Source organism: Vibrio sp. STUT-A16 (assembly GCF_026000495.1).
Lineage (GTDB): Bacteria > Pseudomonadota > Gammaproteobacteria > Enterobacterales > Vibrionaceae > Vibrio > Vibrio diabolicus.
On record NZ_AP026765.1, the window covers coordinates 1571866 to 1598064 of the forward strand.

34 protein-coding genes and 3 pseudogenes are annotated in these 26199 nt (G+C 40.3%); 32 read left to right on the forward strand and 5 right to left on the reverse strand.

Annotated features, from left to right (window positions below; all coding sequences use genetic code 11):
- Positions 1–21 precede the first annotated feature (21 nt).
- The 9 genes from OO778_RS07425 (at position 22) to OO778_RS07475 (ending at position 5414) form a co-directional block, all read left to right on the forward strand.
- Entirely contained in the window at positions 22–576 is a 555-nt protein-coding gene (locus OO778_RS07425) for a hypothetical protein (RefSeq protein ID WP_182035335.1), read from the forward strand.
- Between the two features lie 252 nt (positions 577–828).
- The gene (locus tag OO778_RS07435; RefSeq protein WP_264911218.1) at positions 829–1359 is read left to right on the forward strand and encodes a hypothetical protein; all 531 of its coding nucleotides are present in this window, start codon (positions 829–831) and stop codon (positions 1357–1359) included.
- A 187-nt stretch (positions 1360–1546) separates the two neighbouring features.
- Positions 1547–2110, forward strand: a complete 564-nt coding sequence (locus tag OO778_RS07440) for a hypothetical protein (RefSeq protein WP_256954557.1) — start codon at positions 1547–1549, stop codon at positions 2108–2110.
- A 107-nt stretch (positions 2111–2217) separates the two neighbouring features.
- A complete protein-coding gene (locus OO778_RS07445; RefSeq protein WP_005537025.1) occupies positions 2218–2619 on the forward strand; it encodes an HIT family protein in 402 nt (133 codons plus the stop codon).
- Between the two features lie 156 nt (positions 2620–2775).
- Positions 2776–3189, forward strand: a complete 414-nt coding sequence (locus OO778_RS07455; RefSeq protein ID WP_264911220.1) for a lysozyme inhibitor LprI family protein — start codon at positions 2776–2778, stop codon at positions 3187–3189.
- Positions 3190–3357: 168 nt separating this feature from the next.
- Positions 3358–3654 carry a hypothetical protein gene (locus tag OO778_RS07460; RefSeq protein WP_264911222.1) on the forward strand — a complete coding sequence of 99 codons (297 nt, stop codon included), beginning with the start codon at positions 3358–3360 and terminating at the stop codon, positions 3652–3654.
- A gap of 168 nt (positions 3655–3822) precedes the next feature.
- Complete coding sequence (locus tag OO778_RS07465; RefSeq protein WP_264911224.1) at positions 3823–4461, forward strand: DJ-1/PfpI family protein; 639 nt, start codon at positions 3823–3825, stop codon at positions 4459–4461.
- 102 nt (positions 4462–4563) lie between these two features.
- Entirely contained in the window at positions 4564–4905 is a 342-nt protein-coding gene (locus OO778_RS07470) for a hypothetical protein (RefSeq protein ID WP_264911226.1), read from the forward strand.
- Between the two features lie 314 nt (positions 4906–5219).
- The gene (locus OO778_RS07475; protein ID WP_264911227.1) at positions 5220–5414 is read left to right on the forward strand and encodes a hypothetical protein; all 195 of its coding nucleotides are present in this window, start codon (positions 5220–5222) and stop codon (positions 5412–5414) included.
- A 28-nt stretch (positions 5415–5442) separates the two neighbouring features.
- On the opposite strand, the gene OO778_RS07480 is transcribed toward OO778_RS07475, so the two are convergent.
- Positions 5443–5565, reverse strand: a complete 123-nt coding sequence (locus tag OO778_RS07480; protein ID WP_263856996.1) for a hypothetical protein — start codon at positions 5563–5565, stop codon at positions 5443–5445.
- 363 nt (positions 5566–5928) lie between these two features.
- Between OO778_RS07480 and OO778_RS07490 the strand changes: the two genes are divergently transcribed.
- The 13 genes and pseudogenes from OO778_RS07490 to OO778_RS07570 all read left to right on the forward strand — a co-directional run bounded on the left by OO778_RS07490 (position 5929) and on the right by OO778_RS07570 (position 13991).
- Positions 5929–6144, forward strand: a complete 216-nt coding sequence (locus OO778_RS07490) for a hypothetical protein (protein ID WP_009696791.1) — start codon at positions 5929–5931, stop codon at positions 6142–6144.
- A gap of 707 nt (positions 6145–6851) precedes the next feature.
- The gene (locus OO778_RS07505) at positions 6852–7472 is read left to right on the forward strand and encodes a hypothetical protein (RefSeq protein WP_264911231.1); all 621 of its coding nucleotides are present in this window, start codon (positions 6852–6854) and stop codon (positions 7470–7472) included.
- 116 nt (positions 7473–7588) lie between these two features.
- Entirely contained in the window at positions 7589–8014 is a 426-nt protein-coding gene (locus tag OO778_RS07510) for a GNAT family N-acetyltransferase (protein ID WP_264911232.1), read from the forward strand.
- A 148-nt stretch (positions 8015–8162) separates the two neighbouring features.
- Complete coding sequence (locus OO778_RS07515) at positions 8163–8711, forward strand: hypothetical protein (RefSeq protein WP_025502382.1); 549 nt, start codon at positions 8163–8165, stop codon at positions 8709–8711.
- A gap of 164 nt (positions 8712–8875) precedes the next feature.
- On the forward strand, positions 8876–9301 hold the full coding sequence (locus OO778_RS07520; RefSeq protein ID WP_074190742.1) for a hypothetical protein: 426 nt from the start codon (positions 8876–8878) through the stop codon (positions 9299–9301).
- A 152-nt stretch (positions 9302–9453) separates the two neighbouring features.
- A complete protein-coding gene (locus OO778_RS07525) occupies positions 9454–9936 on the forward strand; it encodes a MazG-related protein (RefSeq protein WP_074190743.1) in 483 nt (160 codons plus the stop codon).
- A gap of 148 nt (positions 9937–10084) precedes the next feature.
- Positions 10085–10426 carry a hypothetical protein gene (locus OO778_RS07530; protein WP_074190744.1) on the forward strand — a complete coding sequence of 114 codons (342 nt, stop codon included), beginning with the start codon at positions 10085–10087 and terminating at the stop codon, positions 10424–10426.
- A pseudogene (locus tag OO778_RS25070) lies at positions 10407–10487 on the forward strand (DUF3265 domain-containing protein); the annotation flags it as partial. The gene OO778_RS07530 and the pseudogene OO778_RS25070, both read left to right, overlap by 20 nt.
- A gap of 688 nt (positions 10488–11175) precedes the next feature.
- On the forward strand, positions 11176–11871 hold the full coding sequence (locus tag OO778_RS07545; RefSeq protein ID WP_074190745.1) for a hypothetical protein: 696 nt from the start codon (positions 11176–11178) through the stop codon (positions 11869–11871).
- Between the two features lie 5 nt (positions 11872–11876).
- Positions 11877–12344, forward strand: a complete 468-nt coding sequence (locus tag OO778_RS07550; protein WP_146107134.1) for a hypothetical protein — start codon at positions 11877–11879, stop codon at positions 12342–12344.
- Positions 12343–12450, forward strand: a pseudogene (locus OO778_RS07555) (DUF3265 domain-containing protein); the annotation flags it as partial. The gene OO778_RS07550 and the pseudogene OO778_RS07555, both read left to right, overlap by 2 nt.
- Positions 12451–12476: 26 nt before the next feature.
- A complete protein-coding gene (locus tag OO778_RS07560; RefSeq protein ID WP_104969519.1) occupies positions 12477–13040 on the forward strand; it encodes a DUF4145 domain-containing protein in 564 nt (187 codons plus the stop codon).
- A 621-nt stretch (positions 13041–13661) separates the two neighbouring features.
- On the forward strand, positions 13662–13991 hold the full coding sequence (locus OO778_RS07570) for a hypothetical protein (RefSeq protein WP_074190749.1): 330 nt from the start codon (positions 13662–13664) through the stop codon (positions 13989–13991).
- A gap of 1259 nt (positions 13992–15250) precedes the next feature.
- Here the strand turns inward: OO778_RS07570 and OO778_RS07580 are convergent.
- Positions 15251–15649, reverse strand: coding sequence for a hypothetical protein (locus OO778_RS07580; RefSeq protein WP_192943638.1), 399 nt, complete (start codon positions 15647–15649; stop codon positions 15251–15253).
- A 206-nt stretch (positions 15650–15855) separates the two neighbouring features.
- Here OO778_RS07580 and OO778_RS07590 point away from each other — a divergent pair, with 206 nt between their 5' ends.
- Together OO778_RS07590 and OO778_RS07600 are read left to right on the forward strand one after the other, a co-directional pair.
- Entirely contained in the window at positions 15856–16332 is a 477-nt protein-coding gene (locus OO778_RS07590) for a GNAT family N-acetyltransferase (RefSeq protein WP_057619450.1), read from the forward strand.
- A 154-nt stretch (positions 16333–16486) separates the two neighbouring features.
- Positions 16487–16960 (forward strand): hypothetical protein, encoded by a 474-nt coding sequence (locus tag OO778_RS07600; protein ID WP_264911083.1) that lies wholly within the window; start codon positions 16487–16489, stop codon positions 16958–16960.
- Positions 16961–18249: 1289 nt separating this feature from the next.
- Here OO778_RS07600 and OO778_RS07605 read toward each other — a convergent pair.
- Both OO778_RS07605 and OO778_RS07610 read right to left on the reverse strand, forming a co-directional pair.
- The gene (locus tag OO778_RS07605; RefSeq protein WP_005377002.1) at positions 18250–18540 is read right to left on the reverse strand and encodes a type II toxin-antitoxin system RelE/ParE family toxin; all 291 of its coding nucleotides are present in this window, start codon (positions 18538–18540) and stop codon (positions 18250–18252) included.
- Positions 18530–18778: a type II toxin-antitoxin system Phd/YefM family antitoxin gene (locus OO778_RS07610; protein WP_005377003.1), complete on the reverse strand. Its 249-nt coding sequence runs from the start codon at positions 18776–18778 to the stop codon at positions 18530–18532. The genes OO778_RS07605 and OO778_RS07610 overlap by 11 nt, the downstream gene beginning before the upstream one ends.
- 197 nt (positions 18779–18975) lie before the next feature.
- On the opposite strand from OO778_RS07610, the gene OO778_RS07615 reads away from it, so the two are divergent.
- The gene (locus tag OO778_RS07615; protein WP_256935573.1) at positions 18976–20187 is read left to right on the forward strand and encodes a HEPN domain-containing protein; all 1212 of its coding nucleotides are present in this window, start codon (positions 18976–18978) and stop codon (positions 20185–20187) included.
- A 134-nt stretch (positions 20188–20321) separates the two neighbouring features.
- Positions 20322–20834 (forward strand): GNAT family N-acetyltransferase, encoded by a 513-nt coding sequence (locus tag OO778_RS07625; protein ID WP_104969515.1) that lies wholly within the window; start codon positions 20322–20324, stop codon positions 20832–20834.
- A 229-nt stretch (positions 20835–21063) separates the two neighbouring features.
- On the opposite strand, the gene OO778_RS07635 is transcribed toward OO778_RS07625, so the two are convergent.
- Positions 21064–21366, reverse strand: coding sequence for a hypothetical protein (locus OO778_RS07635; protein ID WP_104969512.1), 303 nt, complete (start codon positions 21364–21366; stop codon positions 21064–21066).
- A gap of 798 nt (positions 21367–22164) precedes the next feature.
- Between OO778_RS07635 and OO778_RS07650 the strand changes: the two genes are divergently transcribed.
- The 6 genes and pseudogenes from OO778_RS07650 (at position 22165) to OO778_RS07695 (ending at position 26075) form a co-directional block, all read left to right on the forward strand.
- The gene (locus OO778_RS07650) at positions 22165–22617 is read left to right on the forward strand and encodes a GNAT family N-acetyltransferase (protein ID WP_226977466.1); all 453 of its coding nucleotides are present in this window, start codon (positions 22165–22167) and stop codon (positions 22615–22617) included.
- 765 nt (positions 22618–23382) lie between these two features.
- Positions 23383–23670, forward strand: coding sequence for a hypothetical protein (locus OO778_RS07660; protein ID WP_129830247.1), 288 nt, complete (start codon positions 23383–23385; stop codon positions 23668–23670).
- On the forward strand, positions 23663–24142 hold the full coding sequence (locus OO778_RS07665; RefSeq protein ID WP_264911253.1) for a hypothetical protein: 480 nt from the start codon (positions 23663–23665) through the stop codon (positions 24140–24142). The genes OO778_RS07660 and OO778_RS07665 overlap by 8 nt, the downstream gene beginning before the upstream one ends.
- Positions 24143–24799: 657 nt before the next feature.
- Positions 24800–25426, forward strand: coding sequence for a hypothetical protein (locus OO778_RS07680; RefSeq protein WP_104969510.1), 627 nt, complete (start codon positions 24800–24802; stop codon positions 25424–25426).
- 160 nt (positions 25427–25586) lie between these two features.
- Positions 25587–25958 (forward strand): hypothetical protein, encoded by a 372-nt coding sequence (locus tag OO778_RS07690; protein WP_025549145.1) that lies wholly within the window; start codon positions 25587–25589, stop codon positions 25956–25958.
- Positions 25946–26075: pseudogene (locus OO778_RS07695) on the forward strand (DUF3265 domain-containing protein). The gene OO778_RS07690 and the pseudogene OO778_RS07695 overlap by 13 nt, the downstream one beginning before the upstream one ends.
- The last annotated feature ends 124 nt before the right edge of the window (positions 26076–26199 follow it).

Genomic DNA, 26199 nt, shown 5'->3' on the forward strand with positions numbered 1-26199 from the left:
TGTAATTTTGAGTATTTGAAATTGAATGACTTATATGCGATAGAATTTGAAACAAGAAAGCAGTCCCCATTATGGTGGCACAACAAAGCTTCCGATCTGTTTGCCTCAGCAGGCGCATTACACTCGACTATGGATGCCGAGCAAAATGTAGCTACAGATCTAGGTTTTCCTTCAGGCTTTTGCATGTCGGTGGCATGTAATCCCGTTTATGAAATGCTTTTTGGTATGTCATTTGAAGCTTTGCTGAAAGCAATATGCGTTGCTAAGAAAAAGCCTGCACCAGCAAGTCACAATCTAAACAACCTTGCAAATACAGCTGAAGTTAAATTGTCTGAAAGTGAAATCGAGATCTTTAAGTATCTAACAGAGTGCGTGGTATGGAGCGGAAGATATCCGGTGCCGAAGCAAAAAGAGTATTTGGAGCAACACTGGAAGCAGGGTAGTGACTTGTTGTTTGATAAAGTGTCTAGTTCAAGTGTGCTTCAGTTTCAGGTCGCAAACGACGTGCTGGGCTGGGACAACTTATCAAATATATGGCGAAAGTTGTCTAAAGAGTTTTTCGAACATTACACATAACAAATTGTTCAAGAGGGATTCGCAACGCGTGGCATTTTTACTATGCGTTGGTTTTAGTGTTTAAGGCGGTATGCGGTGGCATCGGTATTGCGTTGCTCACCCCTTAACAAGGCGTTATGCAATGCAAAAAAGCACATGCTTGGTTGATGTTTGTCGTTTCGATTAATTTTCTTTGCTGAGACTCTTTGATTCAATTGTTAGCATGTCGTCGTTTTTAGCGATAGAGCTTGTAATGAGCCGAAATGGTAAAGCATGGCATTTAAAATTGTACTTACAAAAACAGCGAATGGTTATTCAATCGAAAAAGACCTGAAAATTGGGTTTTCAATTAAGCACCTTTTTTTCGGAGGAACAGTTTCGTTATTTCGAATGGATATATATGGGGCGCTGAGTTATTTGATTTACGGAATTATCATCACTTGGCTAGGTGTCGGCATTTTTGGTTTATCAGATCATTTATTGGATATGAGGATTGGTGCTGCAATAGGGGCTTCATCTGTAGAAGTTGTAATGGATTTTGTAAATGCACCTCTAATGGCTTTATTATTAGCAAACATTGAATATCAGGACTTATCTATAGGTGACAGTTATTTACATTTGTCAATCTATGGTGGTGTAGTGCTGATAAGTTGGGTTTACTTAGCTAATAAGGTTAACTTATGGAGATTCAAGTCGTATCTACGTAAAGGTTGGAAGTTTGATTTGGAAAGCTGTGAAGATTTGTTTGTAAAGAAGCAAGTTGCAACAATACTAATCAAAAATAATATTCATTTAGATAACTAAAGTTCGATCAATATGGCAATTGAGTGACAGCATAGCATAACAAAGCGTTTAAGACAGATTCCCAACGCATGGCATTTTTCATTCCATCGTTGGGTTTTGTGTTTAAGGTGGTATGGTTAGGTTTCGTGGTGGCGTTGCTCACTACTTAACGCGGCGTTAGTTGCTTTCATAAATAATAGGTAAGTACATGAAAGAGAAGTTGGTATCATTTGATCTCGAAACAGATCTAGTCATGTCATTGCGGTGCTTACTTGACGCTTTGTCTCAAATTGAAAGAGGGCAAAACACGTATTTCAAATGGGCAGTGATCTACGGGCATAATTCTGTTCAATCGGCAATGTGTTTAGCTCTCATTACATCGGACTCACGCCTAGTTCGGAAAAAAGATAGTTATCACTCAGAGTATGGTGATTTGGATAATATCGAATGGCTTTACGAAAAATTGCGGAAAGAAGACTTTCTTCCTTACATGGGTAGCCAAGTAATTGATAGTCAGCGATTTGAAAAAGAAAAAGTTAGCCGTTTGCAGACAGTTAGGAATACATTTATCCACCAACACCCATCACTCTATGTCTTTACATTTAATGAATTAGTAGAGTTAATCCGTATCTCTGTTGATCTAGTTGGTTTCTTAGTCAATGAAAGTGAGCGTCTAGCTATAAATGGGTATACACAATCTCAAATAAAGGGTTTGGTGGACGAGTTGAGCACGCAACTAACAAACTGTTTAAGAGGGATTCGCAACGCGTAGCATTTTTACTATGCGTTGGTTTAAGTGATTAAGGTGGTCTGCGGCGGCTTCGGTATTGCGTTGCTCACCCCTTAACAGGGCGTTAGCATACTTTGATAGGAGTTCAGATGGCTACGATAGTCGAACAAATTGTTAATCGTGAAATTGACTCGGTCATCGTGTACGAATCTGATCAAGTTATAGCTTTTGCAGACCATGATCCAATCAACTTTGGGCATATTTTAATTTGTCCTAAGACTCAATACCGTACATTCATTGACCTGCCTGAGTCTGTGTTTTTTGAGATCACCGACGTTGCAAGAGATTTATATAAACGTATAGAAGCTAAGTTCAATCCCGATGGTATCGGCTTTATGCAAAACAATGGAGAGGCACCTCATTTCAACGAGCTCGATCACTACCATTTGCATATTTTCCCTAGGTTTCATGGAGACCAGTACGGTTGGGTTAGTAGTGAACTTGGAATTCAAACTATGGATAAACTAAGAGAATCACTTAAAGATCTATGAGCATTGAAAAAGTATGCTAACAAATTGTTCAAGAGTGATTCGGCACGCGTGGCATTTTTACTATGCGTTGGTTTTGGTGGTTAAGGTGTTATGCGGAAGCATCGGTATTGCGTGCCTCACACCTTAACAAGGCGTTATGTGCTTTCGGAGAAAACAATGAAAAAGAGTCTAATCCTAGCCTTAACTGGTCTTTCGTTTGGCGCTCTTGCTGATGAGGAAGTCATTAATTGCGATACCGCGTTTACAACAGTTGAGGTAAATCAGTGTGCAGCTATTGAGCTTGATGCAGCGAAAACTGAGCTAGAAAACTACCTAAAAGCTAGCTTTGACCATAACTCGTTTGACCCAAAGTTAGTCGAAGCGATGAAGCTAGCTCAAACGGACTGGCAAACCTATATGTCCTCACATTGTGATTCGGTATATACGCAATGGCGTGATGGAACTATTCGTGGTGTTATGGGTATATCTTGCAAAACTAAGCTAACGAAGCAAAGAACGCATGAATTGTGGGAAAACTTCTTAACTTATATGGACAGCACGCCACCAGTTTTACCGGAACCAAGTTTGTAGTAAGACTTCAACCACGCACATAACAATAAATTTAAGAGTGATTCACAACGCGTGGCGCTGTCACTTCAAGTGAGTTTAGTGTTTATGGCACAATGGTTTGGCTAAGGTGTCAGCGTTGTTCACACCTTAATTTGGCGTTAGCACACCATACAAACAAGGAAGAGATAAATGAATAAGTATACAAAGGAACAAAGCGTAATCGTGGCGCTTTGGGTTTTAGCAAAAAGGCGAGAAGATGACCTTTGGCCAGCACCACCATCGGCAACAGCACCTGAGTTAATAACACATATGGTTAATCAAGCGGGCCCTTCTCATTCGAGTGATTCGATATTACTGCATACACACGGTTATGATCGTTTGCTGTTGGGTCGAGATATCACGAAATCAGTTACATCTCTCCAAAAAAAGGTTGCTCAAGAGCTAAAGCTAGCAGGCGTTATCAATAAGATTTACGGCATCCATTAGAATTGTGTGCTAACAAAGCGTTTAAGACAGATTCCCAACGCTTGGCATTTCCAGTTTAAGGCAGCCTTGGTGTTTACGGTGCAATGGTTTTGGTTAGGTGGCAGGCGTTGCTCACTACTTAACGCGGCGTTATGCGATTCATGAGGTCAGTGAAAGGAATAGAAATTTATGTACAAAGTTGGCGTTGTTATATTTGATGATTTCACAGATGTAGACTTTTTCCTTATGTATGATTTGCTTGGGAGGACAACCGATAGTTGGACGGTCAGCATACTGGGAACTAAACCTGAGCATCTTTCACACCTTGGCATGAAAGTTAGAACTGACGGACATATTTCAGAGGTGGCGAACCAAGATGTCGTTCTTATCACTAGTGGTAAACGTGGTATTCCAGCAGCGATGAAAGATGCTGAATTTATGTCAGCGTTTAGCCTTGACCCAAACAAACAGCTAATTGGCTCGATTTGTGCTGGTTCATTCATCCTTCATGAGCTCGGTTTACTAAAAGGTAAGCCATTGACAACCAATCCAGATGCTAAAAGTGTTCTACAAAAGATGGGAGGAGACGTTCAGGATCTGCCTCTAGTAGTAGAAGGTAACATAGCCACTGCCGGAGGTTGTCTTTCGCTGATTTATCTCATTGGTTGGGTGGCAGAGCGGCTTTTTGACTCAGGTAAACGAAAAACTATTCAGAATCAATTAATTCCAGCTGGGCAGTTAGAACTTTTTGAAGAGCTCATTAACACAACTATTCAGTCAGCAGAGTCGAAAAATTCGCATAACAAAGCGTTTAAGAGTGATTCGTAACGCTTGGCATTTTTAGTTTGCGTTGGTTTTGGTGCTTAAGGTGCAATGCAGGAACTCCGGCATTGCGTTACTCACACCTTAACGCGGCGTTATGTGACAGGTATGAGATTCGAACACAAGAAAGTAGAACCAAACAATATTGATTTTCAGTCACTTGTGGCTGAATTGAACTCATCACTTAGCCAGGTCACTAATGATTCTGGTGAAAGCTCGTTTTCAGCTGATGCTTTCGATTCGTCGAAAGATGGATGTATTGTGGTCTACCTAAACAAAGTTGCTGTAGCGTGTGGGGTTTTTAGGCACCATCAAAATGAAGTCTGTGAATTAAAGCGAATGTACTCAAACAAACCTGGCGCAGGTGGTTATTTACTCAAACAACTAGAATGTTATGCAGTTGAAAAGGTTATAAAAAAGCCGTACTTTCTACACGTAGAATTAACTTAAAAGCGGTGGATTTCTACAAACGTAACTCTTATTCAGAGTCAGGTGCATATGGAAAATACGTTGGTGTAAAACGGTCAATTTGCCTATCAAAGGCGCTAGTCACATAACAAGCAATTTAAGAGGGATTCACAACGCTCGGCATTTTTGCTTCTACTTCAAATTTAGTGTTTATGGCACAATGCTTTAAGGTTAGGTGGTAGCGTTGTTCACCCCTTAATTGGGCGTTATGTGCTCTTCTGTCCTGTTACCTATTGATTTTAAGTAAATTATCTCCATATCTACAATTACAAACTTAATCGCATTGAGACATTTAAATGACTAAAGAAGAGTTGTTGGAAAAGATTGAAAGTAAAGAGGCGCAACTTCTCAAAGCGCAGTCTGAAAGTACTGTTTGGAACAGAGGTAAGTATAACAAAAGCTCTATCGCGGAAGTCTCAAAAGTCTTTGTGAGCTCTCTACAGTCTGAAATCGCAGATCTCGAAAATCAGTTATCAAAACTAGAATCTTAAAGCCCTTAATAAGGGCTTTCTCATTAGGTTACTTATGGTTGTGTGTTTTCAAACTTGGATGTTTGGACTTGTTTTCTGGAGTAACACGACGTCTCTGGTCTGTTTTTCCAGTAGATATCGCTTTAGGTTTTGGTCCACGTTTAATGCTCATATATGTCACCTCTATAAGCTGATTGTTAGCAAAATTGCTTGGCGTATTATACTAGTGGCTTAGCTGGGTGTAAAATCAGCACTGTATACTAAAGCAGGTGTCTTTATTGTTCGAAAACGAGCACATAACAAACTGTTTAAGAGTGATTCGCAACGCGTGGCATTTTTACTATGCGTTGGTTTTAGTGGTTAAGGCGGTATGCGGCGGCTTCGGTATTGCGTTGCTCACACCTTAACAGGGCGTTATATTCCTATCATTGTGGTACTGTCAATACATACAGTCATTGTCATTGTACTGTTTATCTATACATGTTTAAATCGATAGTGATTTTGATGATCGTATGTATGCAGATAAGGAAGCGTGATGAAGTTGACTCAAGTGGGACGTACTCAACCTTTATGTGTCTCAGATAGTGCTGAAGTACTCAAGTCTAAAGGCTTTAAATTAGCTGAGGAACTTGGTGTTGAAAATCCAATATGGCATTCAAATGTCGTAATGGGAGACAAAAGATTGGTTCCAAACATTCGAGAATATCGTTTGTACCAAGGGGACAAACTACTGTTTAAAATAGAGGAGTAACCTCTTTAATTATCACCAGAATATAACAAACTGTTTAAGAGTGATTCGCAACGCGTGGCATTTTCACTATGCGTTGCGTTTAGTGTTTAAGGTGGTATGCGGAGGCATCGGTATTGCGTTGCTCACACCTTAACAGGGCGTTAGTACGAGATAGGCAAAGTAGCTTGTAAATTTTGGTGTTTATTGGTTTCTTTGCTCTGCTTTACAGCGGTCCAAATGTGCCTTTCACGTTCGCTCCGGTGGCACTAGATGTTCAGTGATCGCGTCGGCAACGTCGTTTACGGTTTCTAACGTTATCAGCAATTTCATGGGTGTTGCTTCTTTGTTGTTGTGAGATTTTGGTCAAACGAGCATTTCTTTGGTATCGCTGCGTAAATCTGAAGTCAGTATTCTTTGCAAATTCAAAGGCGTTGAAAACCAGTATGTTTTACATGTTTTTCTTCTTGCCAACTCGCGTCTTAAGATGTGGTTTAAGATTGGCAGTTGTCCATGTGGCTTTCGCGTTATAATCTGGTTTTCGTGCGACATTTCAGTACTTTGGCAAGTTCCACAGGCTTTAATGGCAGCGTACTAACAAGCTGCTCAAGAGGGATTCACAACGCGTGGCATTTTTACTATGCGTTGATTTTAGTGATTAAGGTGGTATGCAGCGGCTTCAGTATTGCGTTGCTCACCCCTTAGCAGGGCGTTAACCCTATTGGAGGAATATGGAACATTTAACATATGATCAGCTTCTTAAGCTAGTTGAAGCGGCAACGGAAAAAAGTATTTTTGACTATGTAACTTTGGTCGTTTCAAGTGCTGTTACTTTACTTGCAGTTGGTATGAGTTACTTCTTCTTCAAAAATCATTCTAACCAAGTAACTAATGAAAAAGTCATAGAAAAAGAAGTTGAAAAGTTATACGAGGCAGTTGATTGTCTGTTTGAATTTTGCAATTCGGTAGACCTTTACCTTTCGATGAAAGAAAAAAGCTTGTTAAGATTGAAACAAGACGAGGCTATTGATGGTAGCTTCAAAATTAAAGTAGATGAAGCAACAGATGGTGTTTTCGCAAGCTTTAAACATGCTCATAAAGCTGCCTTTATTTTAAGAGCTTTGGGTGAGCTAGATACCTCTTCGTTAATTGATATTTATAGAAGTGATGCTATTCAATTGCGTAAAGAGATCTACATAGCTGAACTCAATATTTCAAAGGCTGATGGAAAGCAACATTTGGAAAACTTGTTATCTAGCTACGCTAGTAGAGTTAGTGCATTAAACAAACAAAAAGATCAGTGCTTAGACGCAGTTGCGCAATGTAAAAAACGCATAAAGTCAGTGGCGTAAAATAGGGTTAACAAAGCATTTAAGAGTGATTCGCAACGCTTGGCAGTTTCGCTTCGCTCAAGTATAGCCAAGCGCTGCTCACACCTTAATGCGGCGTTAGGTTTGTTGGTAACTTCATGGAAATAATAAGACTTCAATCTCATCATATAAATGCTGTAAAGAAACTATATCTAGAATCACGACTAGCAACTTTTACATGGTTGGATACAGTTGAATTTGACTTGTCAGACTTTGAGCGGGATACAGAGGGTGAAAGTATTTGGGTAGCAATTGAGTCAAACAAAGTCATCGGTTTTGTCTCAATTTGGGTACCTGAAAACTTCATTCACCATCTGTTTGTGAGTCCTCGTAACTTACGTGGCGGTGTTGGGTTAAAACTGCTAGATCTCGCCAAACAAAGGTATCGAAGATTAAGCCTCAAGTGTCTTAGTCAAAATGACAATGCCATTGAGTTCTATTTATCTCAGGGTTTTACAATTGCCGAAACTCTGGACAATGGTGCGGAAAGTTATCATCTAATGAAGTGGACATCACAAACCTAACAAGGCGTTCAAGAGGGACTTCCAACGCGAGGCGCTCTCAGTTCATAATTGGTTTAAGTGTTTAGGGCGGTAATATCCGCTTCGGCGGTAGCGTTGTCAGCCCCTTAACGCGGCGTTAGCACACACTCGGTGGAATCAAGGACATTAGATGAAATTTCGAAATGCAGGAATAGCCTCTCTAGTTCTCTTTTGTGCATCCTGTAGCGATGAAAGCGAGATAATGGAAGCAGATGTAGTCAATAGTATTCCTTTACTTGCCTTAGTCGAATCTACGGTTGATAGTAACGAACTAAAACTTGATTTTTCTTATCCCACTCGAGTTATTAAATACGATCAGTCGACAGACGAAGAATCGCACTTTGATACAGTTCGATTGCAGATCTTGCTGGAAGAACAATTGGTTTATTCGGTACTAGCAGACAGAACAAGCCTGACACGTGAAAAGTGTCTCGCTCTTTATCGAGGTTATTCTCAAGCGTTAACTGAAAAGTACAATTTTGTTGCTCAAACAAGAGAAGAGAAAGTGTTTGGCAAGCTCATGGAAGTAGATGATGGGCTGTTGTCAAAGGATAGCAAGCTGAGAGTTAGTATGGGATGCCAATTACTAGACACATCAAAGTTAGAAAAGTTCTCATTGAGAATCGACAGCGTTCAATTGTCAGCACTAGCAAATAGCAGATTTGAGAAATTGAAATAATTATCCCCTTACAAATGTGTGCTAACAAAGCGTTTAAGGCAGATTCCCAACGCTCGGCATTTTCGGTTTGCTTTGAATTTAGTGTTTACGGAACAATGCCTTAAGTCTGGTGGTTTGCGTTGCTCACTACTTAACGCGGCGTTAGCTTTCTTTAGGAGAATAAAGTGAGTCAATATTTGATCGAACCAGAAGTTCCTGGGAGCTTGGGTGAAAATACTTTGGCAAATTTCGATTTGCATCCACCGATAATAGAAAAGCTGCATTTTCAGTTTGATGGGTGGTTAGGTGATGATTTATTGACTTCATTTCCATGCTTTTTAGTCACTGAACGTTTAGCAACGGCCTTAAGTTCATCGCAGTTGTCAGGATACAATCTGGAAGTGGCTGAAATATCTATTTCTGACGTATTTGAAGAATTGTATCCAGAGTGTACTTTACCTCGTTTTTCGTGGCTCCAAGTATCCGGAACCATCGGTAAAGACGATTTTAGCGTAACAAATGATGGGCTACTCTTAGTTTCTGGAAGGGCGATGGTGTTGTTACAAAGATATCAACTAGAAAATGCTGACATCGTAGCGTACAAAAGCTAACAAAGCATTTAAGAGTGATTCCCAACGCTTGGCATTTTTCATTCCATCGTTAGGTTTCGTGTTTAAGGTGGTATGGTCAAGTTTTGTGAAAGCGTTGCTCACACCTTAATGCGGCGTTATGGCGCAGGGACAGAATCGGCTGAAGGAGCAATATGAGCAAGAAAGTAAAAGTAGCCTTAAATTGGCTCAAAGATCTTTTGGAATCGGAGAATATCGAGTATCAAATAGTCGGTGGCTTGGCGGCTACAATTCATGGTGGCAATCGTGAAGTTGCAGACATCGATCTCTATATCGAAAATTCTGATGCAGCCAAAATATTAGCTCTAGCTTCGCAGTACGTGTCTAAACCACTAACTCATTATTCGGAATATGGCTGGGACTTAGAGTATTTTCAGCTAATTTACCGAGACCAAAAAATTGAAATAGGCTTGGCTCAGCATACCAAGATCCAATCTTCAGTGGATGGTTCGTGGCATCAGCTTGAAATCGACTTCTCAAAGTCAGTAACCAAGACCTACCAAGGCATTGAATTACAGGTTATTCCTATTCACACGTTAGTAGCATATAAGCGAATATTGTGCAGGGAAGTTGACCTAATTGACGTTCAGCAATTAACTTCAAGTTCAGCGCCATAACAAAGCATTTAAGAGTGATCCTCAACGCTTGGTACTTTTGGTTCTACTTCTAATTTTGTGTTTATGGCACAATGCTTTAAGTTAGGTGGTCGCGTTGTTCACACCTTAATGCGGCGTTATGTGCTAAAAGGTTCTAAAAGGATTTCGAATGAGTAAGTTATTAGAAGAGTTACTAAAACGCGGTTTTAAAGCAAAAATGCGTAACAAGAACATTTTTGTTTATCTTTCTCTATTCTCTTTTCCAGTATCAATAACTCACGATACTGAGCTAAATACTTACGAACTAAAAATGGAATACTGGCGATATATCGTAGTGATGGTAGGTCTTTCTATTAATGTGGTAATAGGTTTTGTCTACGGAAATGTCGCTCTAAGCTTTTTCATTTTGGCTATTGTGTTATGCCAGCCAATAGGATTGTATATAGCAAAGTCTAGAGCCAAAGCATTAGCAGAATACTTTAGTTCAGTTAATGGTGAAGCACGCACATAACAAATTGTTCAAGAGGGATTCGCAACGCGTGGCATTTTTACTATGCGTTGGTTTATGTGTTTAAGGTGGTATGCGGCGGCTTCGGTATTGCGTTGCTCACCCCTTAACAAGGCGTTATGTTTTCGGAGGAAATGCGTGATTTGGATAAAGCGAGTGGCTTTGATTACTTTTCTTTCGGTTCTGGGGTATTTTCTTTTCCTTCATGCAGGGATGGCTAGTGATGGAGCTATAGAGCTCAAGTGGTATTACAGGTTTGAAATGATAGTTGCGGGAATTATCTGGTGGCCTGCCGTTTTATATTTGAAGCTTAGGGATTTAGCGAATTATCCAACAAGCATTTTAGGGCTAGAATTATGGCCAGTACAATATTTTAGCTATTGTATAGTTTTTAAGATTTACGATGTAATACTCGGGTATAAGAAAACGACGAATAGGTAATCTATGTAATAAGTGGGCTTAACTATAGTCTTATGAAAACTCAGTAAAAAATCGGGATATATGCTCAGTTTGAGCCCCAAACATAACAAAGCGTTTAAGAGGGATTTGGCACGCGTGGCATTTTTAGTTTGCGTTTGGTTTGGTGTTTAAGGTGCTTTGCGGAAACTTATGTATTGCGTGCCTGCACCCCTTAACGCGGCGTTAGGTTTCAAGCCAACATCAAAAAAACGTAAGAAGTCTCATGTTCGTCTCTTTACAATCTTTGATGTGTAGTTGCATATTGTTGGGGTTACTATGATAGGGACTTCAATATGCAAAATATTCAGGACAAAAGAGAGTTTGAGGCTGCGATTCAAGCTTTAGAAGCGCAAGCAGTGAATGTTGGTCTACACATGGTGGTAGATGCTGAAGCTAGACAGCTTTACTCGAGACAAATAAAGAGCTTCTCTGAAGAATTAAAGTTAGAAGTAAAGCAAGGGAAAATTAGTTGGAAGGAAGCTGCAAAAAAGGCGAATGAAACCCGAAATGTAATTATGGAGATTGTAAGAGGTAAAAGTACTCCCGTCGGAAACGCATATGCTCAGCAATTGAAAAGTAAAGGTAGGACGCTAAATGAACTGGTCGCGAAAAAAACAAACCAGATTTACCTTAATAAGCACTTCAACGATCTTACTGCCGAACAAAAGAACAGAGTGTATTCGGAAGTCGTAAAGTCATCTGGTAAGTCTAATCCAGATGTAAATAGGCTAATGAAAAATATTTCAAATGCAGGGCGTGGTTTGCTTGTTTTATCTCTTGGCCTTTCTGTATACACCATCGCTACCTCTGAAAATAAACTTGAGACAGCTGGCCGTGAGGCTGTGGTTGCAGGTGCAGGTGTCGGAGGAGGTATTGCTGGAGGGGCTATTGCAGGTTTAGCGTGCGGTCCGGGAGCCCCAGTATGTGTAAGCGTGGGGGCTTTTATAGGTGGCACATTGGCCGCATTTGGAGTTAGTATCGCGTGGTAGTTGATATGGAATTGTTATCAAAAGAGAAAATAGAAATACGTGACGTTGAGGAAGGTAGCGAATACATCTCTGAGAAGATATTACTGGCTATTGAAGGCAAACTTGCGAATTCCTTTGTCAAAGGCGCGCAAGTAGAATACGGCATAAAATTTGATAACAATTACGTTATCTTCATCACTGATGACATCCTTAATGAAGAGACACTTAGAATATATTTATTTGATCTTAATGCAAGGTTAGTTGACTACTTGTATATAGGTAGTGCTTATTCAACGGGGTATTTACAAGAGCTAACCCTTCAGAAAGACGGTTCAATATCATTTTTGTTTATAGGGGATACACTTTGGAATGTAAAAGTATTATCTAAGGCAAAAATGATAATCCCTTTTATATCTAACCCGAAGGGTGTCACCCGAAAAAACGTATTCAGTAGCTTTCTACAAGTTCAAAGTTCGCCAAAAACAGAAACCTAACAAACAGTTCAAGAGGGATTCAGCACGCGTGGCATTTTCGGTATGCGTTTATTTCGGTGTTGAAGTGCCATGCAGATGCTTGGTCATTGCGTGCTTCACCCCTTAACTGGGCGTTAAGCAGCAAGGAGAAATATGAAAATTTACGCAGTCTTGATTAGCTTGTTGTTTGTAGCGTTAGCGGGCATGCACATATTCTGGGATGCCGTTACAATTGATGCGATTGCAATCGTATTAATTGTCTTAGCCTCTTTACCATGGGTATTTCCTTACTTAAAAACGTTAGAATTACCCGGTGGTGTTAAAATCGAACTGAAAGATGTTAAAAGTGCTGTAGAACAAGTATCGAGTGGAACAGAAACATCGTCCTCAGGTAGCGATGCGTACGAGTATTTACAAGTGGTTTCTTCTCATGACCCAAACCTAGCATTAGTTGCGATTCGAATTGAAATAGAAAAAGCAGTCCGCGCTACTCTTGGAGATTCAACTAGACCAATTCCACTATCAAAGGCAATGAGTCAACTTGTTGCTGACGGTGTAATATCAAAGCGTACTGCTGGCGGTATACAGGATTTTATAAAGTTGGGTAATCAAGCTGCTCATGGGGTAACAGTAGACAGAGATGCGGCAGATTTTGCTATTGAAAATGCAGCTAACTTATTAATACCGTTCAAAGAGCAATTGGCCAAAGCTGCTTAACAAACAATTTAAGAGTGATTCGGCACGCGTGGCATTTTTACTATGCGTTGGCTTTAGTGATTAAGGTGTTATGCAGAAGCTTCGGTATTGCGTGCCTCACACCTTAATTGGGCGTTAGTTGCCAAGGCGAAAAACGCAGCTAAAGCAGAGCATTTAGGGCTAATGGTCTGTGCTGTTTTTGCCTGATTCTGTGTTTAGGTGTAAGTTTGCTGAAGTTGCGTTGGATGTTTATTAGTGTGGTTTTGGTTTTGTCGTTTCAGAAGCCGATTTACTTGTTGAAAGTCAGCTTTGTGGCATTGTCTTTTCAAATGAGCTTTTTGGTGTTGTTAGGCTATATTCTACGGCGCTGTTTGTTCCAAGTGGTTTCAGTCACAGGCGCTTTGAAACTGAGCCTGAACTGAGTTTTTCAAAGCACATAAAACTAGTGTTGGCAAAACGGCAATCGACTTCAAATTAAAGCTTTAGGTTTGGCAACTAACAAGGCATTCAAGAGGGATTCACAACGCTTGGCAGTTTTGGTTTGAATTAGGTTAAGTGTTTACGGCACAATGCTTTAGGTTAGGTGGTGGCGTTGTTCACTCCTTAATGCGGCGTTATATGCTTTAGGGGTTTCTGAACAGGATGTTTTTGATACTAGCAATATTGGGTGCTATCTACTTGTTATTTAAGCTGTACCAAGAAGGCGAAGAGATAGGTTGGAATAGAATTTTAGTTACTATCTTTTTTGTCAGCCATTCAGCTCTGTATTTGTATGTTCCACCTTTCTTAGGCATGAATAACCAATATGCAGGCAAAATGTACGAATTAGTTCCAATCGGATGCTATTTCATGGCGTTACTTCCCGATATGGAAGAAGCAGAAACTGAGGCGAAAGCCTTCGTATTTTTCGCTTGGTGTGGTCTTATTCTCATAGCATCTTTCTTGGTTTACTTTAAGTTGTATGTGTGGTGATGGGGGCCAGCACGCATATAACAAACTGTTCAAGAGGGATTCACAACGCGTGGCATTTTCACTATGCGTTGATTTAAGTGATTAAGGTGGTATGCGGCGGCATCGGTATTGCGTTGTTCACCCCTTAACAGGGCGTTAGTTTGCAAGAGAAAAACGCAGCTATATCGCAAGATCTAGTGGTAAAAGCTCAAAGTCCAAATTGTCATATCGGCATTCAATTTCAGTGTTAACTAGCGTGGTGAAAACCCAAAATTGGCATTGTTTCAACGGTTGATTTGTTCTTTGGTGCGGCGACTTTTGGGTTAACTGAGTTGAACTTTTTTGCTGAAACTCTGCTCGTTGAGTTTGTTGGTACAAAAGCCGATTTACTCGCTGAAATGGCGTCTTCTCTGGTGTGGAAAGTTCACTTGGTTTCAGTAACTTTGTTGAAAGTCCGCATTGTGAGATTGGTTTTCCAAAAGCACTTTTTGGTGTTGTGAGTTCGTTTTCTGCGGCGTTGTTTGTTCCACGTGGTTTCATTGAATAGCCGCTTTGAGACTGCGCCTGACTTAATTGCATCAAAATACATAGAGTTTATGGTTTGCAAAGTTTAAAGCAACGTAAAATCAACGCTTTGGGTTTGCAAACTAACAAACTGCTCAAGAGGGATTCGCAACGCGTAGCATTTTCACTATGCGTTGGTTTAAGTAATTAAGGTGGTATGCGGCGGCTTCGGTATTGCGTTGCTCACCCCTTAGCAGGGCGTTAGTTGCCAACGGGAAAAATACCACTTACAGCAGAATATTTAGGGTAACATCTATGTGTTTTGGGCTAGATTTTCGTATTTCAATTTCTAGTTATTTGGGTTTGTGAAAATCGATCATTGGTTTCTTGTGTGGTTTGGTTTTTCTGTTTCAGAAGCCGATTCACTTGTTGAGAGTCAGCTCTGTGATATTGTCATTTTTCAAATGAGCTTTTCGGTGTTGTTAGTCCGTTTTCTACGGCGTTTTGAGTTCCAAGTGGTTTCAGTGACAGTCGCTTTGAAACTGCGCCTGATTTGAGTTTTCCAAAATACGTAAAGGTCGTGTTGGCAAAGTGCTCATAAACTTCAAATCAAAGCCTTGGGTCTGGTAACTAACAAACTGTTCAAGAGGGATTCCCAACGCTTGGCGGTTTAATGCTAAATTTGGTAAAAGTGTTTACGGTGCAAATGTTTAGGTTGGGTGGTTAGCGTTGCTCACCCCTTAACAGGGCGTTAGTTTGCAAGAGGAAAAACGCAGCTATATCGCAAGATCTAGTGGTAAAAGCTCAAAGTCTAAGTTGTCGTATTGGCTTTCAATTTCAGGGTTAACTAGCGTGGTGAAAATCCAAAATTGGCATCGTTTCAACGGTTGGTGTGTTCTTTGGTGCGGTGACTTTTGGGTTAACTGAGTTGAATTTGTTTGCTGAAACTCTGCTCGTTGAGTTTGTTGGTACAAAAGCCGCTTTACTCGCTGAAATGGCGTTTTCTCTGGTGTGGAAAGTTCACGTGGTTTCAGTGACTTTGTTGAAAGTCCGCATTGTGAGATTGGTTTTCCAAAAACACTTTTTGGTGTTGTGAGCTCGTTTTCTGCGACGTTGTTTGTTCCAAGTGGTTTCATTAAGTAGCCGCTTTGAGACAACGCCTGACTTAATTGCATCAAAGCACATATGGTTTGTTGTTTTCAAAATTTAAAATAACGTAAAATCAACTCCTTGGGTTTGCAAACTAACAAACTGCTCAAGAGGGATTCACAACGCGTGGCATTTTTACTATGCGTTAATTTTAGTGATTAAGGCGGTGTGCGGTGGCTTCGGTATTGCGTTGCTCACCCCTTAGCAGGGCGTTATACGATTAAGGAGAAAAATGAAGCCTGATTTACACGGAAGTAGAATTGTTTTGAGGTCAATTCAAACGAATGATTCTGATGATTTGTTTGAAATTTATGGTGACATTCAAACAATGGAATTTGCTTCAGACCCAGTTTTCACATCGGAAGATATGGTAGTTCAGATGCTAGAAAGCGTCGTCCGACTAGAGAAATCAGGTGAATCGTTTGAATGGGCTGTTATGGAGCAAGCGACAAGCAAAGTTATTGGAACCTGCGGCTTACATAGCTTTAGTGATAGCGGTGATTCCTGTGAGGTCGGGTGCTTACTAAATTCATCGTACTGGCGACAAGGGTATATGTCGGAAGCTCTTAGTTTATTATTCTCTCATGCTAAATCTTTGGGCATTGAAAAATTGTCTGCCGATATTGATGAGGGTAACTTTAGGTCTCAAGCTTTGTTTAACAAACTGGGCTTCAAAGCTAAAAACGGTCAGTTTCAGCGCTTGCTGTGAGGCATCGTATAACAAACTGTTCAAGAGGGATTCGCAACGCGTGGCATTTTCACTATGCGTTAGTTTAAGTGATTAAGGTGGTATGCAGCAGCTTCGGTATTGCGTTGCTCACCCCTTAACAGGGCGTTAGCCTTTAAGTTTAATATGGGAAGTTATGGAAATACTAAGCAAATACGCATCTGAAATTATTGCTTTATGTGCATTGTTTTTAACAGTTTACCAAGCCAGCAGTCAGCGTCGCCAGAATCGTATATCTCTAAAACCCCACTTAGATCTATTCACGGAACGTTTTTTTAATAATGGTGTAGGGCGCATTGAAATTTATCTAATAAATAATGGGTTAGGACCTGCGTTTATTGAAACGTTTGATATAGCGCTTGGTGATAAAAACTATAGCGCTAGAGATGCTCTTACGGCATTATTCGGCGACAGGTCAGACGCATTTAACTACACCGAGTTATCTAAAGGCTATGCTATCGCTCATAATCAGAGGATACGTTTACTATCCGTGAATTTTCCGGCAAAAGACTGGGCTGAAGTCAGTGGTCTTGAAGAAAGCATCAACTCACTGGAACTACGTATCAATTATAAGTCTGTTCATGGACAAGTCTTCTCATTAAACGAGTAAAAGGCTAACAAAGCGTTTAAGGCAGATTCGCAACGCGTGGCAATCTCAGTTCAAGTTGAGTTTTGTGTTTACGATGTAATGGTTTAGGTTAGGTGGAGGCGTTGCTCACTACTTAACGCGGCGTTATGCGACAAGGTAAAATTTTTAGGTTTCTTCAAATTAGCTCTCTTTAGCAATTCGTTTTTCGGTGTCGGCAAATCAGCATTGTCGGCTCAAATTCTTGAATCACTTAAACCGTAAAACATGTCAAAGTTCGTGAAGTTGCCTCATTAAAAATTGCATTTGGTAGCGGACGGTTTTTCGGTCGCAAAGTGTGGAAAGGGCAAGTTTACGTAAAGTCGGTAATTGCTGAAATTTCGGCTCGTTAAGTTTCGGGTAAGTAAAAGCTTATTCTTCGCTGTAAATCAACGTTCCGCGCTCGTGGCGGCCTTTTTATTAAATGTTGAATCCGTTGGTTCTTGAATCACAAAAAGTTATCTGCGCGTTTGTAGTTTTTCGTGTTTAAGGTAATGTTTTCTTTAGTCAATTAGGCGTTGCCGAAATTTCGCATAACAAACAATTCAAGCAGATTCGCAACGCGTGGCAGTTTTGGTTTGCGGTGAGTTTTGTGTTTATGGCGCAATGCGGTAGCTTTTGTATTGCGTTGCTCACTACTTAATTGGGCGTTATACGCTAGATGAAGAAAGTCTAAAATTTTAGGGTAATATTCCTGATTTTCGGCGCTGAATTCAGGTAGTTCTCATCACAAATTGTAGTTTCGTTTTTCTGATTCTTGGTTCAGTTCTGGTCTGTCATTTGTCGACGGTTTTCTTCTTTGGTGCGGACTGCGCGGGGCAAAACGAGGCGATAGTTTTCGCAGCAATTCAGCTCTGTGGTTTTATCTTTTTAAAAGCGGATTTGCTTGCTGAAAGGCCGCTTTCTCTGGTGTGGTGAGTTCACGTGGTTTCAGTGAGTTTGTGGAAAGTCCTCATTGTGAAATTGTCTTTCCAAAAGCGCTTTTTGGTGTTACCAGTCCGTTTTCTGCGGCGCGGTTTGTTCCAAGTGGTTTCAGTGGCAAGTTGCTGCAAGTCTAAGCCTGATTTGAGTGCATCAAAGCACATAAAGATCATGGTTTCAAAGTGGGGCTTGGCATAAAATCTTGGCTTAAACGTTCATGCGTATAACAAAGCGTTTAAGAGGGATTTGGCACGCGTGGCATTTTTAGTATGCGTTGAGTTCAGTGTTTATGGCGCTTTGCGGTAGCTTTTGTATTGCGTGCCGGCACCCCTTAACGCGGCGTTATACCGCAATCAATCATCTAACCTTTTCATGGCTTTACGGTAAACATCGCTACGTTCTCGTTTTCCGACTGCTAAGACGGTTACAATGATGACATCGTCTTCAACTTTGTAGACGAGACGGTAGCCCGATTGACGCAACTTAATTTTATACATGTTGTCAGCTCCAGAAAGTTTTGAAGCTGGAACATGTGGGTTATCTAAGCGCTCGATTAGCTTTTTCTTAAATTGTTGTTGCAGAGTAGAACCAAGCTTTTTCCACTCTTTGAGTGCGCTCTTTTTAAAGTCGAGTTTATAGGTCATCAATATTTACCGAAATGCTCTCTTCAGATTCACGCTCTTTAGCGATAGCTAGTAGTTCAAGATCTTCGAGTCTGTCCATCATCATTTCGTACGCTTCGGCAGGTACGCAATAAAATGCTGGCTCATTTCGGTTCAATACAGCAACAGGTTCGCCATAAGCACTAGTTGCAACTTTCATAGGGTTAGCTTTCAACTCGGTAATGCTTGCAGCAACATCGGCTAATATTCTAGTGGTCATATAATCGGTCTCTTAAGTGGTCTTTATGTTGGTCATTTTAGCCTCAACAAAGCGGTATAACAAGTTGCTTAAGAGTGATTCGCAACGCGTAGCATTTTTTACTATGCGTCGGTTTATGTGTTTAAGGTATTATGCGGAGGCTAAGGTATTGCGTTGCTCACACCTTAGCAAGGCGTTAAGAGTCAAGGAGAGTTTAGTTGAAAGTTGAATATTTAATAATTATCGATTCAGGTAACCCTTTTTGTAGAGATAAGAAGTCATTTGACAATTTCTTGCAGTCGAATGCTGATATTTCAATTAGGGGTAATATATTTAAGCACAAATCCCTAGAAGTTGAATATGAACTACAAGGTGGTGAGACAGAAGCTGACAAAAATAGGTTCTTTCATATAAAGTTGAACTCTAAAGATGATTCAAGAATAGATGAATTTCAAGATTTGCTAAAAGCAACGAGAAAGCTTCTTCATATGGCATCTGATAAAAAACCACAAGTGTTGTGGGATGACATGAGTTTTTATTATTCCGAAAGAGCGTACCCAACTATTCATGAAATAGAAAATTTGATGCGTAAGCTAATCACTAAATTTATGTTGACAAATGTTGGGCTTGGTTGGACTAAAGATGCAGTGCCAGAGGAACTAAAAAAGTCAACGAGAACAGAGCCTGCGAACAATAATAATTACCTCTATGAAACAGACTTTAAAGACTTGTCAACATTTCTATTTGATGAATATCGTACTTTAGATATAAAAGCGTTAAATGAAAAAATACGATTACTAGAAGGTAAGGGTGACGAAGTTTCTTTGAGTGAGTTTAAAGGCTTCCTGCCAAAATCTAACTGGGAAAGATATTTTAGAGAGCATGTAGATTGCGAGAGTTCATACCTTGAGGTTCGCTGGGAGCGACTTTATAAACTACGATGTAAAATTGCTCACAATAATTTTTTCACTAAAGACGACTTTGATCAGGTGATGACTCTCGTTCAAGAGGTGAAGCCTAAAATAGAAGATGCAATTAAGAATCTTGATAAAGTAGAAGTTCCTGAAGAAGAGCGTGATGAGTTAGCTGAAGTTGTTGCAAGTAAAACTAGCGCATTTTACGGGGAGTATATTCAAAAATGGAAGTATGTTGAAAAGGCTCTTTTCGAGTTAGTAAAAGCGACATCTCCTGAGGTAGATGTCCGTCGGCATAGACCAATAATGATGCAACTGAAAGATCTGATAAACAAAGGATTAATAGATAAAGCTATTTATCATGAATTGAGAGAAGCAAATCACATCAGAAATATGATTGTTCATGAATCTGACAGGCATTTATCAAATGATGAATTATTATATCGAATTCAAAATCTTGACAAAATTTATGATTATATAGGTAATCTTGAAATATTATCGGAAATTGACTCTTAACAAACAATTTAAGAGTGATTCAGCACGCTTGGCATTTTTGGTTTGGGTTAAGTTTAGTGTTTACGGTGGTCAAGTTAAGTGTCGTGGTCGCGCGCTTCACACCTTAATTGGGCGTTATGTGAATGGAGTTCATATTGAAAATATCAGTCGTCGAAAATGGTGAAATTGAAGCGTATGAAGCTGTACTTAATACACATCTAAACTCGATTTTTGGCCAAGGTTCTACGGTCAATTTTAATCACGAGTTCGTTTGTGCAGTTCTAATTGAAGACGAAAGTCAGGTTGTTGCTACTGGTTTTGCTTACAGTCGTTTAATGTCACAAGGCTCAACAAGCTTCAAAGCGGGCATAGTTGGCGGCATTGCTGTTGTACCAAATAAGCGTGGTCTGGGCTTAGCCAAAACCATCGTGAAAGAACTGGATAAGTACTTGGTGTCTTTTGGTGTAACTCATTCTTTTCTCTTCGCTTATAATCCAGAGGTATATCGAAGTTCAGGGTACTTAGAGTTACTTATACCTATTCATTACTTCGACATACGGCAGAAAAATTGGAATGAGTTTGTCTACCGCGGAGGCATGGTTAAGACTTACAAAGGTAGTCACGTTCTAAGTAATCAAGTCATTGAGTTTAACGGTTGTGTGTATTGAGCGCGCTGGAAAAATTCACATAACAAACTGTTTAAGAGTGATTCGCAACGCGTGGCATTTTTACTATGCGTTGCCTTTAGTGTTTAAGGTGGTATGCGGTAGCTTCGGTATTGCGTTGCTCACACCTTAATGCGGCGTTAGTCGCCAGAAAAAGCTAGCAATCAAAATCATGTTTCTGAGCTTAAAATTTAGCAGTTGTTTGCTTGGTACATCGATTAATCGTCGATCATCAGAGCTTAGTTCTAGCTGTTTTAAGTCCAAAGTTTTGTACCTGTCCTAGCGGTTGTTTTGTTCTTTGGTGCTTACAGAGTAGGGCGATCGAGAGTCTGTTTTTGGTTGCAACTCCGCTCGGTGAGTTTGTCGGCACAAAAGCCGATTTACTCGCTGAAATGACGTTTTCTCTGGTGTTGTAAATTCCACGTGGTTTCAGTGATTTCGTTGAAAGTCCGCACTGTGAGATTAGCTTTCCAAAAGTGCCTTTTGGTGTTGTCAGTTCGTTTTCTTCGGCGTTGTTTGTTCCACGTGGTTTCATTGACTAGCCGCTTTTAGACTACGCCTGACTTAAGTGCATCAAAACACATAAAGTTTATTGTTTGCAAAGTTTAAAATGACTTAAAATCAACGCTTTGGGTTTGCAAACTAACAAACTGTTTAAGAGTGATTCGCAACGCGTGGCATTTTTACTATGCGTTGTTTTTAGTGTTTAAGGTGGCATGCGGGAGCATCTGTATTGCGTTGCTCACACCTTAACAGGGCGTTAGTACGGGTTTAGCATCAAAGGTCATAAGCTTCGGTGTTTATCTGCTTTGGCGTTCGTCTTTACACCTTTCAGTTTGTACCTTTCACGTTCTTTCCGGTGGCACTATATGTGGAGTGTCCGCTTTGATTTCATCGTTTACGGATTCTAACTCTTAGCCTATTTCTTTGGCGCTTCTTCATTTTCGTCGTGGTTTTTGAGAGAACCTTTATTACTTTTGGTGTGGCTGTTGAAGTACGAGGAAAGAATCCTTTTCTAATTTGAAGCCAGTGAAAGTAGGGCAGTTCAGTGCGTTTTTCTTCTAGCCAACTTTCGTCTTTCAATCGGGGTAAAGTTTTGTAGCTGCCCGTCTCACTTCAGTGTTCAAAGCCTTTCATATTATGCCACTTTTCAATATCTTGGAGTGCATAAATAGAAGTAGCGCATGTACTAACAAATTGCTTAAGAGTGATTCGTAACGCGTGGCATTTTTACTATGCGGTGGCTTATGATGATTAAGGCGCTGTGCGGTAGCTTTTGTATTGCGTTACTCACACCTTAGCAAGGCGTTATGTGCTTAAAGGGAGAATTAGGTTGGACACCAAAGTAATATACGTTGAAAGAGATAAGCACTATCTAGAATTTAACGAATTATTCGAAGAATACGCATCAGATTTGCCCCAGGAGGTTCGGTCGAAAGTCGTAGGACAGCTATTCGAGTTACCGTATTTTCATGGATTTATTTGTTTTGTGGATGATCAACCAGCAGCGTGCGCTGTATGCTACGAATCGTTTTCGACATACCGTTCCATGAAATTACTCAACGTTCATGATTTTATGGTTTCAGAACGCTATCGAGGCAAAGGATTGGGTAAGATCCTACTTAATGGTATTGAGCAATATTGTACCGCTAATGAGTATTTTAAAATTACCTTGGAAGTAAACAGTAACAATGCAGTGGCTAAAAAGTTATATCAATCTTGTGGTTTCCAGGATTATCAAGTTGAACAAAAAGACTTGAATCATTGGCAAAAGTACCTCGTTTAGCACGCACATAACAAACGCTTCAAGACGGATTCGCAACGCTCGGCGGTTTTAGTTTGATTTGGCTTTTGTGTTTACGGTGTAATGGTTGAGCATTGTGGTGCGTTGCTCACCACTTAAGCGGGCGTTAGTCGCCAGAAAAAGCTAGCAGTCAAAATCATGCTTATGAGCTCAAGATTTGACTGCTGATTGCTCGGTTCACAGATTCATCGTCGTTGATCCAAACTCATTTTCAGCTGCTACAAGTCCAAGGTTTTGTAACTGTCCCAGTGTTTGTTTTGTTCTTTGGTGCTGGCAGTGCAGGGCAGTCGAGAGTCTGTTTTTGGTTGCAACTCTGCTCGGTGAGTTTGTTGGTTTAAAAGCTTATTTACTTGCTGAAAGGACGTTTTCTCTGGTGTTGTAAATTCCACGTGGTTTCAGTGACTTTGTTGAAAGTCCGCACTGTGAGATTCGTTTTCCAAAAGCGCTTCTGGGCGTTGTCAGTCCGCTTTCTGCGGCGTTGTTTGTTCCAAGTGGTTTCATTGAATAGCCGCTTTGAGACTACGCCTGACTTAAATGCATCAAAGCACATAAAGTTTGTTGTTCGCAAAGTTTAGTTTGGCTTAAAATTGTCGCTCGGTGCCTCGCGACTAACAAACTGCTCAAGAGGGATTCGCAACGCGTGGCATTTTTACTATGCGTTGGTTTAAGTGATTAAGGTGGTATGCGGCGGCTTGGGTATTGCGTTGCTCACCCCTTAGCAGGGCGTTAGGCATAAGGAGAAAAATAGTGAATATTCAGGAACTATTTGATAGGGCAAATAGCCTCGAACATCAACTTTATATCAAGTACTCGCTAGTTACTCACCCTCAAATAAGTGACATTCAGAATTGGGTTAAACGAACTGAAGCCTACATGTCTGATGGTGAGTCATTGGAAGCAGCATCTTGTAAAGCTGCTTTGGAGGCTTTTGACGTTGACCCTCGTATTATCCGTAAGTCTCAAACAGATACAATCGAAGCACTGTTAGCTATGGCAAAAGCCAAAGTGGATGAAGAGACAAAAAACAATGGATGATACCACTCTAAAGATAATTGTACCGGTCATCACATTCATTTTGGGCTTTGCTGCTTCTCGGTTAACTATGTCCAAAAAAGAGCGTTTTGATAAACAAACAAAAACATTAGAAATTTCAAATCAACTGGACTCTGATATTACTGCCGCATTTCAGGAGTACCAAAAAGCACTGGGTAAATTCATTGATGCCGAGAGGCGGACATTAAGTGAGTTTCTTGAAGTAGAAAGCGCTGGTGTGACTTACTTCCAAGCTCTTAATAATGCAGCTTCTGCTGTTTTATCAGGCATTCTTGCACATGAGTCTTTTAAGCATACTCACTTGCCAAAGGTGAGAGATGGGTACTACAGAGCAATTCCTAAACATTATGAAACTCTAAAATATATAGCTGATCAGTGTGGGTTGGAGTATTCAGGAAAGTTTAAAGTAGAGAACTATCAGACAATACATAATGCGTTGGAAAAATATGCCTAACAATCTGTTTAAGAGTGATTCGCAACGCGTGGCATTTTTACTATGCGTTGCGTTTGATGATTAAGGTGGCATGCGGAAGCATTGGTATTGCGTTGCTCACACCTTAACAGGGCGTTAACTGGCGCAGAAAATATGAAAGCACAATGATACAGTTTCTAGGTTCAGAGATTTAGCGTGTTCGGTCGGTTTCCTTAGCTGAGCTAATGTGACTAATTTCAGTTTGATACTTAAGTTTACTGATGTGAAAGGCGGCACAAAGCCTTCTAATAATATAAGGCATTCGCGATTAGTCCGGCATACTTACATCGCCGAAGTATGGTGTTGTGAGACGCATTTCAAACTAAAGATAAACGGTAATTTTTTGGTTAAATACATATTTGGGTTAGCTTTGCTAATCATTAATTAGCAAAATGAGCTTTGGCGAAAGTGGCGAAAGTGGCGAAAGTGGCGAAAGTGGCGAAAGTGGCGAAAGTGGCTGAAAGAACGGCGAAAACTGAAAGGCGCTCAGTTAACAAACTGTTCAAGAGGGATTCGCAACGCGTGGCATTTTTTGCTATGCGTTGATTTTAGTGTTTAAGGTGGTTTGCGGTGGCTTCGGTAATGCGTTGCTCACCCCTTAACAGGGCGTTATGTATATTGTTGAATTTCGAGAGATTAATGAATAATAAAATTATTTCAATTCTGAAGTATTTTGCAGTCTTTTGTTTAGGTTTCCTGACAAACTTCAGCGGCTTTTTGGACAATGTAACGAATATACCGAACTCGTACAAAGAGTTTAAAAAGGTCTACTTGTACGATGCGGAGCTGTTTTCAGGCAATTGGTCTACAAATGCGGAGTACGTTCTCACAGGTGAAGAACTTGGTTTGGGCTTTGAGCAACCAAAAATAACGATGAGCCTTGATGTCAATGAATTTGGTGAAGTCAGTGGTGAGTTGCTAAGCAAAAGAGTATGTGATGCTTTACCCCTTACGTGGATAATCTCCATGGACAGCCCGGAGCCTGGCTTGAGTTCATTTATCTTCGATCGACCTTTCTTTCTAAAGCAATTGAAAGGTGGGAAAATGGAAACTGTTGCTGAGTTTCAGTTAGTGCGTGCAGACGAACGAAAGCATGTCATTGAACTTAAACGTATCCACGATAAATGGAATGTTTTGCCTGAGACAATCAAATTAGCAAAAAACCTTCCGGCTTATGATGATGACTTTAAAGAACTTAGTGACTATTGCGCGAAGTCACCGCAACGTTTTCGTGAGAAGTTAAAGAAACTTAGTGCGGTTGAATAATATACATAACAAACTGTTCAAGAGTGATTCGCAACGCGTGGCATTTTCAATATGCGTTGATTTTAGTGATTAAGGTGGTATGCGGCGGCTTAGGTATTGCGTTGCTCACCCCTTAACAGGGCGTTAGGTGTTACAGGACGTTAGTGCTAGAGGAAAAATTATGGAAATGATTAAAGCATTAGAAATTATTTCAGCGTTATCAGACGGAGTTAACCCTGAAACTGGTGAAGATTTATCGGATGAAAGTTGTTTCAACCAACCACAAATAATTCGCGCTTTGTGTGTGGCAAAGCAAAAACTCGAAGCATCAATTGCTGCAGAGAAGCGCAAATCCGATTTACCCGAGAATGCAGGTAAACCGTGGAAGTCAGACGAAGATGAAATGCTGTCTAAAGGATTTGACTCAGGTTTAAGTATTGATGAATTATCAAATTCTCATAAAAGGACAAAAGGCTCTATTGCTTCTAGGTTAGTCCGTTTAGGTAAAGTTAATGAGCGCTCAGATGTTTATGTAAGAGAATCAACGGTATAAAAACACCTAACAAACTGTTTAAGAGGGATTCGCAACGCGTGGCATTTTCATTATGCGTTGGTTTCAGTGTTTAAGGTGGTATGCGGCGGCTTCAGTATTGCGTTGCTCACCCCTTAACAGGGCGTTAGAGCGCAGGAGAAAAACGAAAAATGGAAGCTTCAGAAACAGTTCGTTAAATCTTTAGTTCGAAAAGCAGAGTTAGACTTAGATACAGATACTCTTGTTAACACGTTTAAGGAAC

Bases quoted from the DNA above. Each gene is read 5' to 3' on its own strand.
- OO778_RS07435 (WP_264911218.1), top strand. From the start codon at position 829: ATGGCATTTAAAATTGTACTTACAAAAACAGCGAATGGTTATTCAATC.
- OO778_RS07440 (WP_256954557.1), top strand. From the start codon at position 1,547: ATGAAAGAGAAGTTGGTATCATTTGATCTCGAAACAGATCTAGTCATG.
- OO778_RS07445 (WP_005537025.1), top strand. From the start codon at position 2,218: ATGGCTACGATAGTCGAACAAATTGTTAATCGTGAAATTGACTCGGTC.
- OO778_RS07455 (WP_264911220.1), top strand. From the start codon at position 2,776: ATGAAAAAGAGTCTAATCCTAGCCTTAACTGGTCTTTCGTTTGGCGCT.
- OO778_RS07460 (WP_264911222.1), top strand. From the start codon at position 3,358: ATGAATAAGTATACAAAGGAACAAAGCGTAATCGTGGCGCTTTGGGTT.
- OO778_RS07465 (WP_264911224.1), top strand. From the start codon at position 3,823: ATGTACAAAGTTGGCGTTGTTATATTTGATGATTTCACAGATGTAGAC.
- OO778_RS07470 (WP_264911226.1), top strand. From the start codon at position 4,564: ATGAGATTCGAACACAAGAAAGTAGAACCAAACAATATTGATTTTCAG.
- OO778_RS07475 (WP_264911227.1), top strand. From the start codon at position 5,220: ATGACTAAAGAAGAGTTGTTGGAAAAGATTGAAAGTAAAGAGGCGCAA.
- OO778_RS07480 (WP_263856996.1), bottom strand. From the start codon at position 5,565: ATGAGCATTAAACGTGGACCAAAACCTAAAGCGATATCTACTGGAAAA.
- OO778_RS07490 (WP_009696791.1), top strand. From the start codon at position 5,929: ATGAAGTTGACTCAAGTGGGACGTACTCAACCTTTATGTGTCTCAGAT.
- OO778_RS07505 (WP_264911231.1), top strand. From the start codon at position 6,852: ATGGAACATTTAACATATGATCAGCTTCTTAAGCTAGTTGAAGCGGCA.
- OO778_RS07510 (WP_264911232.1), top strand. From the start codon at position 7,589: ATGGAAATAATAAGACTTCAATCTCATCATATAAATGCTGTAAAGAAA.
- OO778_RS07515 (WP_025502382.1), top strand. From the start codon at position 8,163: ATGAAATTTCGAAATGCAGGAATAGCCTCTCTAGTTCTCTTTTGTGCA.
- OO778_RS07525 (WP_074190743.1), top strand. From the start codon at position 9,454: ATGAGCAAGAAAGTAAAAGTAGCCTTAAATTGGCTCAAAGATCTTTTG.
- OO778_RS07530 (WP_074190744.1), top strand. From the start codon at position 10,085: ATGAGTAAGTTATTAGAAGAGTTACTAAAACGCGGTTTTAAAGCAAAA.
- OO778_RS07545 (WP_074190745.1), top strand. From the start codon at position 11,176: ATGCAAAATATTCAGGACAAAAGAGAGTTTGAGGCTGCGATTCAAGCT.
- OO778_RS07550 (WP_146107134.1), top strand. From the start codon at position 11,877: ATGGAATTGTTATCAAAAGAGAAAATAGAAATACGTGACGTTGAGGAA.
- OO778_RS07560 (WP_104969519.1), top strand. From the start codon at position 12,477: ATGAAAATTTACGCAGTCTTGATTAGCTTGTTGTTTGTAGCGTTAGCG.
- OO778_RS07570 (WP_074190749.1), top strand. From the start codon at position 13,662: ATGTTTTTGATACTAGCAATATTGGGTGCTATCTACTTGTTATTTAAG.
- OO778_RS07580 (WP_192943638.1), bottom strand. From the start codon at position 15,649: ATGCAATTAAGTCAGGCGTTGTCTCAAAGCGGCTACTTAATGAAACCA.
- OO778_RS07590 (WP_057619450.1), top strand. From the start codon at position 15,856: ATGAAGCCTGATTTACACGGAAGTAGAATTGTTTTGAGGTCAATTCAA.
- OO778_RS07600 (WP_264911083.1), top strand. From the start codon at position 16,487: ATGGAAATACTAAGCAAATACGCATCTGAAATTATTGCTTTATGTGCA.
- OO778_RS07605 (WP_005377002.1), bottom strand. From the start codon at position 18,540: ATGACCTATAAACTCGACTTTAAAAAGAGCGCACTCAAAGAGTGGAAA.
- OO778_RS07610 (WP_005377003.1), bottom strand. From the start codon at position 18,778: ATGACCACTAGAATATTAGCCGATGTTGCTGCAAGCATTACCGAGTTG.
- OO778_RS07635 (WP_104969512.1), bottom strand. From the start codon at position 21,366: ATGAAACCACGTGGAACAAACAACGCCGAAGAAAACGAACTGACAACA.
- OO778_RS07665 (WP_264911253.1), top strand. From the start codon at position 23,663: ATGGATGATACCACTCTAAAGATAATTGTACCGGTCATCACATTCATT.
- OO778_RS07680 (WP_104969510.1), top strand. From the start codon at position 24,800: ATGAATAATAAAATTATTTCAATTCTGAAGTATTTTGCAGTCTTTTGT.
- OO778_RS07690 (WP_025549145.1), top strand. From the start codon at position 25,587: ATGGAAATGATTAAAGCATTAGAAATTATTTCAGCGTTATCAGACGGA.